Below are 12,260 nucleotides of genomic sequence, written 5' to 3' on the forward strand. Positions count from 1 at the left end.
GTACTAATATAAGGATTTATAAGATACTTATAAAATACTTACGACCTGCACACGCTGTAAGTACGTTGTACGTACGCATTTGGTAATATGAAAAAACGTACGTATTTTCGTACGAAATTAACAAGACACATGCAAGTAATTAATTATGATACTCTGCGGACGCACCTGAAAGAAAACTTGGATAAGGTTTCAAAAGGGGAAGAAGAACTGGTGGTAAAGCGCCCAAAGGGCAAAGGGGACGTGGTGATCATTTCCGAAACCGTCTTTACTTCCATGCAGGAAACAGCTTATTTATTATCCAGAGAAAATAACAGAAGGCACCTGGCCGAAAGCATAGCCCAGGCAAATGCTGGAGAGGTTAAGAAAATTGATCTTGACAACTTATGGAAGTAGTTTTTACCGAAGCTGCAAGGAAGGATCTGGAGTATTGGAAAGAAACCAACAACGTGAAGGTGCAGAAAAGAATAACAGCCCTCTTACAGTCGATTATGGAAACCCCATTTACCGGCATCGGTAAACCGGAACCACTACGTTATGACCTGGCTGGTTATTGGAGCCGCCGAATTACTGATGAACATCGGCTGGTATACAGTGTATCTGAAAACATCGTTACCGTAATCGCGGCCCGCTTTCACTACTAACATACTTACTCTGTAAGTATGTCATACGTGCAAAATACTTACATTATACTTACACTTATACTGCTCCAGCATAAGAAGGTCGTCATGGGAATAAAAAAACTGCCGGTTGTCCGGCAGTTTTCTAAAACAAATTTATATGGGGCTTTCACCCGCAGGGACGAATATAGGAAATAAAATTATAATAGTCTGAACTCTAACGTATTATAACTTTTTTATCTTTATCAAGGTGGAGCTGATCTATCAGCCGGTTACAGTCGGAAGCAGTAAGCAGGTAAAATTCATGCAGGGTCATCTTCATCGGCTTAAAGTATCTATCATACATCTTTAAGATGTTGCAGCAGTCGGGGCGGGTCTTATATACAGTACATCCCTTTTCGGGGTCGTATTTTTCACAGGTGCCTTTTTCATCAAAATTAAAGGGGAATGCTGCCAGCTCTCGTTCTACGGGCGTAAGCATATCCGGCGTAAAGTAGCGCCGTATCCGCGTTATCCGTAGTCCAATCTCCATACAGCACCCCCCACATTTGGTGCAGGGAAAAACGGTTCCCATGCCTAATGTATTATAATTTCAACAACGGTGTTTTCAGGCGCTTTTCGTCTATCCTGCCTAATAGGACCATCTTCTCTACCAGGATGTTTCTAATTAATTTCATCCCGTCTATGCCCATAGCATCAACAAAATCCTCCCAGGCCGGATATTCCACAGTCGCTTCCAACGCTGCGCTAAGGCGTACCCTGCCCTTGCTGTCCCCTTTTACTTCCTTTCTTTTCTTACCAGGAGCAGCATCAGGTTCCTCTGTAGAGGTTTGCGGTGCGCCTGCGCCATCATCGGTGCCTGCACCTGTTACTTGCGCTCCTGGTTGTGCTATAGCTGCTACGTCAGCGCCGGGTTGTTGCGGTGGGACTTCCTGTTGTGACGTTACAGTAGTGGGAACAGGAGAATCTTCATCCTTTTTCACCGACAATAGTTTTGCCTTTTCTTCTATATCCTCAATGTTTAAATCCCTTTTGATATGGGGCTTATTGAATTTTAAATCCTGCATGTCGTCCCGTTGATCTTCTTTCTTTTTAAGTTTTTTCCGCGCATCTGCCAATTTTCCGGTTGCAGGTTGCGCACCTTTTCCTGTGCCTTTATTACCTGCCTCCTTTTTGGCCCCGCCCTTTTTTGCTGCGCCCTTACCTGTAGCGAGTTTTGGGTGTGTCATGTTACATCAGATTAATAACCATATGATTTAATAATTCTGTAGCAAGGGTTTCATATTCCTTCTGCGGACCACGGAGTTCGTCTGCCTTTGTTTTCGTTTCACCATAGCACTCAACGATTTCACAGAGGCCAATGCCATCCCCGAACGCTTCTTTAAAAATTTCTTTGCCGGATAAATGATAATACATTAGCTCAATAGGGGCCTCCAACAATTTCTTTTTGGTCATTTTAGAGAGCTTTGTACGGGGGTTATCTCTGTTAACAAACAGTGCGCCCGGCAGTGGCCGGTCCTCCCCGCGCAGCATTACTGCATTTTCATAATGCCCCAGGAACTTATGAACATTCCGAAGTTCTTCTTTGCCAGTCTGAACCGGAACAATTGCATAATCGGACAGCAACATAATTTTAGAGGTTGCAGCAGATAAGCTCGGCCTGGAATCGATCAGGATAAAATCATAGTCAACAGCATACTTTTTTACATTGGAAGCAAGCGCATCGAGCAAGGGCATTCCCATCACGGCTGTATCGGGAAATAAATTCTCCAGCTCCGCTATTTGATCGGCCCCCATTTCCGATGACAATAGATCCTTATACTTTGTCCTGGATGCGCTCCAGTTTAGGCAGGACATATTTTCATCATCACAGTCTATCAATAGGGGCTTGAACCCAAGATGGGTAAGGAAATTAGCCAAAGCGGCAGCAGTCAAAGATTTACCGGTCCCTCCTTTTAAGCTGACCGAACAGATGATAACGGCGCGTTTATACAATTCTTTTAGGCTCCTAAGCGAATCGATCAGGGTTGCTTTATCCGGCAATTCCGGGGGCATCCTGTCTGCTTCATCATTTTTGATCTCGCCAATAAGCTCAACGATTTCGTTTGTTTCTTGTGTCATATATAAATTTGTTTGCAACAAATATAAGTAAAATATACGTAAGCTATAAGTACGCCATGCGTATTATTTACTTATTTTGTAAGTACGTACTTACAAAATACTTATACAATACATACAGCGTAAGTAACTCCCACTTACCTTGTACTTATGACACATGCCCTTTGTGCGTACATCATGCTCATAGTGAATGTATTCTGTGTGTAGAACATCCATCTAACATACGTACAGGATACTTTATTCGTAAGTACACTGTAAGTAGATTATACAGAAAATATAATTACGTTCCGCGCATGTTATACTTACAATATGCACACGCTGTCAGTATACGGTACGCACACCATAAGCATACTGTATGTATGGTATAATTATGGGCAACGTAACTGGTACTTAAATTAAGCGTATCAGATCTGTTCATCATACTTATGCGCCGCGCATATCATCCTTCCCCTCTACTTACGGCGTACAGATATTATAAGTAGGCTGTAAGCTCAATGTACACATGCTGTAATTACAACAGGCATACGAAGTAATGCTGTCATAAGTAGATTGTAATTACGTAATACTTACAGTAAAGCAAGATGAACACCACCAGCTACTTACATTATACTTACAACATAAGTACAATATACGCATAAATTGCTTACAAATGCGCACACTATACTTACAATGTAAGTACAGTGTGCGGTTTCAATCTGAACATATTACCCCTGAAAACCCTTATCCACGGCCAGTATATCACAAAAAGGAATCACTTCAAAAATCTGATCCAGGATTGTTACTTCGATATTGCTATCATAGATAGCATGTATGGTGTCACCGGGTCTTAACCCTGTCGCCGGATCTGCAAATAAAACCTTTCTGACAATGTGTGTCGTGTCATGCAGCTCGTAATAGGTTTCTCCATCTTGTTTGAAAATACTGGAATATTCCTGTTCCTCGTAGGCGGCAAAAACATAAGCAGGATTAGGAAGGAGCTGCGTGCCCCTGATCACCCCCAATACCAGGCTCATATCAATATGGTCCCCTCTTTGAGCAACCAGCCGGTTTGTTTCACCCGTTACGATAAACTTGATTGGCTTTTGAGTTTGAGGGTCGCGCACCCACTGGCCGTATGAGGTAACATATATAGGCTCCTGATGCAACCTGGTTACACACGGGACACTTACCAGCTTGTCCCGATCCTCCATAAGAACATTCTCCGCAGTGGAACTGTCATTTTCGCCCTGGTCATCACTATCACCATCAACCACATAATCCAGAATAGCCAGGTCCCCAACCTGGATATTGCCACAACCAGGCATAATAGCCTCTACCCGCCCAACGCGGACGGATAGATCCCACCGATCTGCCTGGGCCATTTCGCGGGTAACATTACGCAGGCAAAGGGAAATTGCCCGGCCATCTTCTGTAATGATTGTTTTCTCTGTCAGGGCCAGCCTGTCCGCATAGCTTATCCGTACCAGGATGCGCGGAGTGCCCACGTTGTTTTTGGTAGTGATCATATGAATGGATTTAATTTAATCGGGAAGGGTGCAGGGCCGACAGTACTTTCTTTCGGCGCTTAATAGCTGCGTCCGTGAGAATAGTGTATAGGATCTGTTGGGCACCTATCAGCGTGGCTATCAGCGCCATAACACAGTCATACTTTGTGGACTTTGCTTTCTGGAAGTTTTTCAGTTGGGTTATTAGTTCTTCAAATACAATATGGTCCAGGTTATCTGGTCCTTCTGGAACGCCGTCAGCATTGAGTTTGGGCTTTTTTATCAGCTTTTGTATCAGCTCCAGGCCGTCATTGATGACCTGCCCCTTCATCCATAAGCCGGTTACCTTATCATATTCACTGATCAGCAGGAAGTCTTTCATTCCATTTGAGCGGAACATATCGTAGGTACTGGTTACCTGGCGTTCGGTCATAACAGGGTATCCATAGTATAATGCAGCCAGCATGATCTGTTTATTCATTACGTCAACATCTTCATCCCTTCCGAAAAGCTGCGCCATTAGCCGGTTCGCGTTACCCGTGTTGTAATAGTCATGTTTCTGGTATACATAAGCTGCGCTCATAGAAAGGTGTCCGCTGCTATTTTCAGCGGTCCTGGTGGGGTCATTGCCGATGCAGCCTTCTGGATTCCTGGGCAACACGTACCGGCCATTTACGCGGCGGCAGCGATTCCGCGCGTCCGGGTGGGGGTGAGCCATTACTTTCCAATACCCTTTAGGATTGGGCACAAACCGCACCTGGTCAGTAAAAGCGTCCTGTTCAAAATTGCCTACAACATATGGCCGCTCTGAATTGGATATTACGTATAGCTTTTGCAGCCTGGAGTTTAAGCGCATTGATGAAAACATTGTGCTGTTTTCTGCGCTGGACATAGCTTCTTCGGGGGTAAAGGGATATTTTCTAACGTGGTACTGGTAATCCAGCGTGCCTTCCTCAAAGGCGCTGCGCTGCTCCATCAGATATTCCATAGCCAGGGCTTCGTTACATTTACCATAGCGATCTATAAACAGCTCAAAGGCAGCATAGGCGGGAATGAAGTACCGGTATAGGCCGGATTTGGTAAAGCCGAATTTGTTTTTATCATGATAGTCTGATTCTCCCCATAGCCGGATGCCATCACGTACCGCCTCGTCCATTGTTTCATCATCACCCATCGTTGCGAACAGCGACCCCTTACCACAGATCCTACCACCAACACTTAGGGTTTCTTTGGTGATCTGCCAGGTCTGGTATACGCTTGCCTCTGTCCATTTAAAAATTTCATCCAGAACCGCCTTGTGCCACTTGCCCCCGTCAAAAGTCTTTGGGGTAGTGGCTTTCGTGGTTATCCAGGATCTCATACCACTGGAAGTATCCAGCATCATTTCATCCAGTTCCTCTATGATGTTGGATTGAAAGCGCATTTCCTTCTGCGGGGGCCGCCCGTTGGGCATGTAGATTTCCGGCCTGGTGTACTTCGGCCTGGTGAGATAGGAGGCTATAAGGGGCCTAAACAGGCTTTCCTTTGCTTTATCATGGTTGGTGGATGCCATGCCTACATTGCGCCCAAAATCGCCCATAGCAATATGCAGGCATTCCGATACAGTCATACCGGTGTAGCCATACCGGCGCGGTTTAATCACCAACTCCCCATAACAATGATCATCAGCATTTATAAAATCCTTAAAGTAAAAGTCAATTCTTTGGGAATCGTAGTAGGCAGGAATACCGAAATCCGGTATGTTACTATACATCAAAAAATCATAGTGCATGGGGGTTATCCAGGTAAGTTCCCCATTGATAAATAACCACAGCCCTTGTTCCAGCCGGGTCCATTCCTGTTCTATGAATGCTGTTTTCTGCGCCGTGGACATGCGGCGAAAATCGGGTAGGAGGGGGCGCGTCCAGTATTGATCTGCTTTCTTGCGATCATAGTATAATATATCCTTTTCCAGCCTGGGTGGCTCCGGTAGCACGTATGGATATATATCACGGATTAATAATTGTTCAGCCATGATAAACAGTTTGACGGTGCTACCCAATCATTCACAACTGTTTATACTTATGCTGTACTTACAAAGTACGTATGATCTACGTATCTATTACTTACAATTTACTTAAAAAACTATTCTCAATAAACTTGATTATTGCCTTCCTGGTTGGCATTCTGCTCACTGCAAACCTTTAGGTACTGCTGGAGCGCAGCCACCTTACGTTTAGTGAAGTCATTTTGCTCTCTCATTTTCAGCCGGTGCAGCACAATCAGGACAAGCTGCTCGTCCTCTACTCCAGGAATTACACCGCCATTCGGTAAGCGCCGGAAAAAGGGAATGGTCACATGATCTTCTGCCAGGTCTATATAATTCTGCTCCCTTATTCCCGCCGCCCGATACTTAGCCAGCAGGTACTTATGGGTGCCATGCGTATCCTGGTCATCAGGCACACTGAATACACTACGGAACTCTCCAGATCGGACATTCGCCACAGGGGTAACAAGTACACCGTCCACATCCTTCGTATAATCAACGGTGTCCATTATGGTTATCTCCCGCACCGTCCAGTTTTCTTCATCGCTCCAGCCGAATTTCCATATATCTGCATCCACCCTTTTATCCGGGACAGTAAAGTAGGGTCGCCATTTGTCGTAATCCTGCTGACGTATCCAGTCAATAAGTATTTGGGGGCTATCCTTTACACGGCGCTCTAACTCCTGATAAAGCGTGTCTGTCCGGGGAAGATCATGTAATTGTGCGTAAAAATCAGTAAATGCCAGCAATGCCGTAGATAGCTGTATATAGCAGCGGGGGCCTGATATAGCGGTCTTTGTGTCGCCGTAATGGAGAAAGTACGGTTGAGCATACACAAGGGCTTCCATCTTTTGCATAGCGTACTATTTTATGGTTACATATTTTGGGCGCGGTTTGGCTGGCAGATCAGGAAAGGGGAGCCATACAGTTGGGTTAAAGACTTCACCGGTTTTACAGTCAACATATGCCTCCTGCATCACTAAGGCTACTGTACGGTAACCGGTTTCCGCAATACCGGCAATGATTTCCGTTCCTATTTCTGGCGGGGCCTGCTCAATGTCTATCCAGTTTATCCATTTTATCATCTAATAAGAATTGAATACGCGCTTAATAAACTTTATCATGGCTTCTTTTCCTGACCAGGATAAGTAATGTTCTGCACTGCTGGTACGTTCGCCCTTCACAAATGAAAATCCTTTGCTCTTTAATCGGGTGAAAGTCATTTTCAGTCCCTTATTATTCTTCCCTTTCGCATAGGCAAGTTTTTCATAAAACGCCTTGCGCTTCCTGCCGCCGCTATACAAGAACATCATTAGGAAAAGATCTGCCAGCTCCAGGCCGATTTCGTTTACAAACCGTGCTTTATTGTTTTCATATGCAAGCAAGAACTCCAGTATGCCTTCAATAGAGGCCGTAACGCGCCGGGCTTTTTTGTTCAGAATCCGGGATGCCTTTAGGGAAGAACGATAGCTATCTGCCAGCTTATACATTTCTGTAGCACAGATCAGCTCCAGGTATTCCATCCTTTTCATCAGGTCATGCCCCCCCCTGATAAAGATCTTCTCTGTATGCAGGGCCTCTGCCGCCGCCTTATTGCTGTTGGGCTTATGGCTATTATTCAACAGCGTGCGCAGGTGGGATAAGAACTGTTCTACATCCATTCCGTCCGGCGTAAGAACCATTTCAAAAAACATGGTCCCAAAAGAGGATTGCATAACGTAGTCCTTTTCACCAGGTTTCATGGAAGTTTGGGCATATTCCGGTCCTTTGGAAACCTTGAAAGCCAGAGCAGCAGGCAATTTCTCCTGCTGCTCTGCCGTCATGTTGGCAATCAGGTTAGCAAAATAATGGTCCTTGTTTTCACTATAATGCTCCAGTGTTCGGTTGGGTAAATGCGACCCTAGTAAACTTGCCATATAACAATTATTACAAAGTGTTAATAATCAATGTTATAAGGTGTCCGAATACCCATAACTGTTTCTATTTAAAGTTAATAAACATTATTATTCATTGCAATAGTCATATATCTCCTGGGCGAACTCCAGGACCTTTTCAATTGGCCTGGTTCCCTTGCGATTATTGAACTGCATTGCCAGTCCTATGGAGCGGGCCAGGCTCACCGGTGCCGGTATGATTACACCCTGATTGCCGGAAGCATATAATGTCCTGGCAGTATCCAGTACATCCTTTAGCTTCGGTATCGGCTGCTTCGCGTAGTATTGTATCGCAAGCTCCACCGCTATGTCTTTCGGTATGTAGTCTAAAGGGAGGCCAGTTGTTACCTTATAACCTTCCTGTTCGGCCTGATTTTTAGCAACCGGCACAAGAGCAGCGGCGGAGATAGGGGTAGGAGTAGTAGCAGAGATGGGGGACGTATGGCCGTTAACCTGTCCCGCGCTAACTATTTCAACGAACTTTATGGCATACCGTCCGTACCGGAAAGCATTTACGATCACTCTTACCTGGGCACCTGGAATATAATCACGTTGAGTGGATAGGGATGTGCAAGCCTGGCAGGGATATTCCTGCCCTTCTATTGAGAGAGTGATGTTGTGGCAGAATTGCTGATCATAACCGTCCTTTGGTGGTAAGACTTCGACATTATAATCAGCGGATACAACGGTGGCTACAACCTTTGAGCCTTTTACTAATTGTGTGCTTGTGTTCATTTTGTAGTATTTGAAGTGAATAAATAACTTGCGCTATTCCGTTAGCCTGGACACTGCAAGGTCATTTTCCTTAGCCCATTCAGAGTGGTTTTCTATATGGACGTGACAGGCCCGACAGACTTTTATTTGATACTTTTTAACCAAGAAAAATTTCCCTCTACCCTTTTTATGTTGAAGATCCGTGGCAGCATATAAGCAAACGCCTTTGATGCGGGCTTCGCATTCATCATCCTTACGGAATGCTTCACTGCGTTGCTTTCTATATACACGCATATTCTTTTCCATCTTGTTACTACGCTTCTTTATAGTCGCACTGGAGGCCGGTAAGGGCTTATTCCTTTTAGGTGCCGTATTACGTTTTAATGAAGTTCTGCGTTGCATTATTGATTCAGTTCTGGATTAGCCATTACTTCTTGATTGGCCTGTGGGCCGGTGATGATGTATAATTCCATCATTTCTGTGAGTTTCGTAAAAGTTTCATCGCCAAGATTAATCAGTATATCAGCGAAAGAATAATTTGTAGTAACGTGGACTATACGCTTTTTATTCTTTGCATCCTGGTAAAGCATATCTATTGCATGACTTAGTATATTCACTTTCTTTCCGAAATGATTAAAGGTAACCTTATCCGGGTCTGGCTCCAAACCATCTAACAATACAGGCTTAATATCATGCGCGGTATAGAGCAGATCATTGAAGCATTCGTAATTCTTAGTTTGAAATTCTTGTTGAAGTTTATTGACTTCAAACATACGGAACGTTTGTACCTGTTTAAGATGTTGGGAAGTGGTAAGTATGTTTATCACTTGCATCATAGTAGTCTTGCCAACTCCCCCAGGGCCTTGTAGGAAAACACCATTCCCTTTACGTAGCATTGATATAAGTTTACTGTAATGTCGCCACATATGATCTGTAAGCGGTTGAAATACCTCACCATCTTCTTCATTCCATAAGACCAGGAATCTTATAAAATCAACCATTTCTCGCCAAGTATTAAGTATATTCTTAACCTCTAAAGGTTTCGGATTATTACCTTCCAACAGGGCGGCATCACCAGGAATAAATTCTAAAAAAGCCAGAGCTTTATTCTTGTCGTTGAAGTAAAATTTTCTATCCCCAAATAGCGGTACAATATAGTATGGAGCCTGTTGCGTCATTAAATGATCGTTTTATATAGTAACTATATTTCATCGAAGTAACGGTGTTCTCGATAGAGCTGACGGTATTGCTGGTGCATCGCCTTAACTTCTTCGGGGGTAGATTGAGGTAGTCCCCGGATATGATAGTTAATTTCAGCTATAGTGGGCCTGGAACGGAAGTTTTCACGCGATTCTTCAAAAGGCTTATCTACTGCTTTCTTATAGGGTTTATACCAGCGGCTAAACCATAAGAATAATTCATCTTTTGTCTTTGACTGATTGAGCGTCTGTGCGTGCTTGATAAACTCCTCAATCTTCAATTTCAACAGGTTTATATCGGTTATGGTTTTATTGGCACAGAATAAAGCAAAGTATTCATGGTCCTGCAAAAACTCCTGTATCGCATTACATAACTTAGTTCCACAGTAATTGTATTCAATCACTGGCATTTTAAAAACCGCCGTACTACCACGCAGTTCTACCGTTTTTTTCTCAACCATCACAGCAGTGTGATTGGAAGTCATGGCGGTAGTAGCACCTGCACCGGCGATGCTATTGGTGGCCGCAAGTGGTTTTGTTCCAATAAAAGAAGGTTCCGGTGATGCAGGAACGGCCAACGCACTGGTGGGAGTAGGCGGTATGTTTTTGGGAGATTGACCTTCAAACGCGGAAGGTGACAGGTCAGGAACATCGGCCAGGCTAATTACATCAGCTTCGTCTGGCACATTAGAATAACGCTTACGGTAGTTCTCAATTTCAAAAACATTAAGAATGAAATCTGAATGCAGTCCTGCATCCAACATCATTGTGGCGGTTACACCGTTGAGCAGCAAATGTTTAACAGCACCACGTTGAGCTGCAACCTGGGGCTTAAAGATCCTGCCAAACCGTTTAAAGTATACTTCCGGTATCCACCATGTTCCATTGAATAGAGGTACTATGCGGGTTTCGCCCTTGTTAATTTGCTCCAGAAATTCATATTCCCTTATACGGTAGCCGTAGGCCCTGTTGAAGAAAATAGTTGACGGCCTCCAATGTCCATTAGATTCGCTTTGTTGATATACCCAATGATAAAATTCGCGGTATTGGACTGGTAGTGTAATATACCAATCATATGTAGAAAGATTATTATCTATGACTTTATACGCCATGATGTAATAGCAGCACGTTAAACAGAAAAAATAACAGAAAAAACAGAATAATTATCAGGAGCGAATATAATCGTATTTTGGTTATTATCAAAATATTAACTAATTTGGCTACGGTTTTGTTTTACTTCACACACACTTACACTGTGTCACTTCCAGGGCAGTAATCAGGGTATTACGTGCCCAGATTTTTTTTTGTTTACTTTACAGAAAGTTATATCTTTGATAAGATTATATCCTAACCTTATCAAAGGTAAAGGTGACCGCTTGATTCCGCAGCACGGAATAGGCAAACAGAAAAATATTAATATAATTATCAGCATTAAACAGGGTTTACGCCCTGTTTTTTGTTTTTAAGCCCTCTCACAAATCTCCGATCAATACCAGTATACTTTCAAATTCTTTGCAAACTCAATGCTATAACGGAATGTAGCCATTGTCAATATTATATTATTTATTTAGATATATTTTATAACATTGATTAACTAGTATTTGTATATTAACTACTTCTGGAAATTTTGAAAGTGCTTGGATCTCCATTCAAATTATATATATATACTGTGTAGAATATAATCACAATCAACATTTTATAAGCATTATTATTTTAGAACATTATTATAGTAATGATTTACAAGTGATTACAATCAAAGTAGTTTGGTGTGTTTAGAAGAAACATTTAAAACATTGATATTCATTTATTTAATTAAAAAGCCCGTGAGGTCGTAAATTGCGTTATAAATTTATGCCAAGTGTAAAACGCTGGTTAAAAATTCGGCGCGGCGAAACCCCCTGTATTTGATCTATTTAAAAGAAAAAAAGAAATTAGTTCCTTCTTCTTTTTTGTTTTTTTTAATGTCGCGGAGGGAAAATTTCACCGCGCCCGTGCGCACGCGCGCGCACACACGCGCACACACGCACGTTACGTATGCGCAACGGATGCCTATAGGCAACGATCTTGTTTTGGTAGGAGCCAGTATGAGCGCACAACACAATGCCCCCAACAATGGCAGGAAGGGGAACAAGGAAGGGAGGGAAAAGGTAGGGGGGCGGGTGGCAGGC

General features: G+C 43.3%; 15 protein-coding genes. 3 read left to right on the forward strand and 12 right to left on the reverse strand.

Annotated features, from left to right (window positions below; translation table 11 throughout):
* The first annotated feature begins 129 nt into the window (after positions 1–129).
* Entirely contained in the window at positions 130–393 is a 264-nt protein-coding gene (locus PV783_RS34380) for a type II toxin-antitoxin system Phd/YefM family antitoxin (RefSeq protein ID WP_420991238.1), read from the forward strand.
* Entirely contained in the window at positions 384–641 is a 258-nt protein-coding gene (locus PV783_RS34385) for a Txe/YoeB family addiction module toxin (RefSeq protein ID WP_420991239.1), read from the forward strand. Before PV783_RS34380 ends, PV783_RS34385 begins: the two co-directional genes overlap by 10 nt.
* A 193-nt stretch (positions 642–834) precedes the next feature.
* Here the strand turns inward: PV783_RS34385 and PV783_RS34390 are convergent, their stop codons facing one another.
* The 12 genes from PV783_RS34390 to PV783_RS34445 all read right to left on the reverse strand — a co-directional run bounded on the left by PV783_RS34390 (position 835) and on the right by PV783_RS34445 (position 11,204).
* Positions 835–1,191 carry a YkgJ family cysteine cluster protein gene (locus PV783_RS34390; protein WP_420991240.1) on the reverse strand — a complete coding sequence of 119 codons (357 nt, stop codon included), beginning with the start codon at positions 1,189–1,191 and terminating at the stop codon, positions 835–837.
* Between the two features lie 10 nt (positions 1,192–1,201).
* Complete coding sequence (locus tag PV783_RS34395) at positions 1,202–1,846, reverse strand: hypothetical protein (protein ID WP_420991241.1); 645 nt, start codon at positions 1,844–1,846, stop codon at positions 1,202–1,204.
* 1 nt (position 1,847) lies between these two features.
* Positions 1,848–2,738 carry an AAA family ATPase gene (locus PV783_RS34400; RefSeq protein WP_420991242.1) on the reverse strand — a complete coding sequence of 297 codons (891 nt, stop codon included), beginning with the start codon at positions 2,736–2,738 and terminating at the stop codon, positions 1,848–1,850.
* 701 nt (positions 2,739–3,439) lie between these two features.
* Entirely contained in the window at positions 3,440–4,240 is an 801-nt protein-coding gene (locus PV783_RS34405; RefSeq protein ID WP_420991243.1) for a hypothetical protein, read from the reverse strand.
* Positions 4,241–4,250: 10 nt separating this feature from the next.
* A complete protein-coding gene (locus PV783_RS34410) occupies positions 4,251–6,233 on the reverse strand; it encodes a hypothetical protein (RefSeq protein WP_420991244.1) in 1,983 nt (660 codons plus the stop codon).
* A 116-nt stretch (positions 6,234–6,349) separates the two neighbouring features.
* Positions 6,350–7,093, reverse strand: coding sequence for a hypothetical protein (locus PV783_RS34415; RefSeq protein ID WP_420991245.1), 744 nt, complete (start codon positions 7,091–7,093; stop codon positions 6,350–6,352).
* 15 nt (positions 7,094–7,108) lie between these two features.
* On the reverse strand, positions 7,109–7,330 hold the full coding sequence (locus PV783_RS34420) for a hypothetical protein (RefSeq protein WP_420991246.1): 222 nt from the start codon (positions 7,328–7,330) through the stop codon (positions 7,109–7,111).
* Positions 7,331–8,161: a hypothetical protein gene (locus PV783_RS34425; protein WP_420991247.1), complete on the reverse strand. Its 831-nt coding sequence runs from the start codon at positions 8,159–8,161 to the stop codon at positions 7,331–7,333. It abuts the gene before it with no gap.
* A gap of 87 nt (positions 8,162–8,248) precedes the next feature.
* On the reverse strand, positions 8,249–8,914 hold the full coding sequence (locus tag PV783_RS34430; protein WP_420991248.1) for a hypothetical protein: 666 nt from the start codon (positions 8,912–8,914) through the stop codon (positions 8,249–8,251).
* A 33-nt stretch (positions 8,915–8,947) separates the two neighbouring features.
* Positions 8,948–9,199, reverse strand: a complete 252-nt coding sequence (locus PV783_RS34435) for a hypothetical protein (protein ID WP_420991249.1) — start codon at positions 9,197–9,199, stop codon at positions 8,948–8,950.
* A 95-nt stretch (positions 9,200–9,294) separates the two neighbouring features.
* Positions 9,295–10,071, reverse strand: coding sequence for a hypothetical protein (locus PV783_RS34440; protein WP_420991250.1), 777 nt, complete (start codon positions 10,069–10,071; stop codon positions 9,295–9,297).
* A gap of 23 nt (positions 10,072–10,094) precedes the next feature.
* Positions 10,095–11,204, reverse strand: coding sequence for a hypothetical protein (locus PV783_RS34445; RefSeq protein WP_420991251.1), 1,110 nt, complete (start codon positions 11,202–11,204; stop codon positions 10,095–10,097).
* 849 nt (positions 11,205–12,053) lie between these two features.
* Between PV783_RS34445 and PV783_RS34450 the strand changes: the two genes are divergently transcribed.
* The coding region (locus PV783_RS34450; RefSeq protein ID WP_420991252.1) for a hypothetical protein at positions 12,054–12,260 on the forward strand (207 nt) is incomplete at its 3' end.

This window comes from Chitinophaga sp. CC14, from assembly GCF_048957795.1.
Classification (GTDB): Bacteria; Bacteroidota; Bacteroidia; order Chitinophagales; family Chitinophagaceae; genus Chitinophaga; species Chitinophaga ginsengisegetis.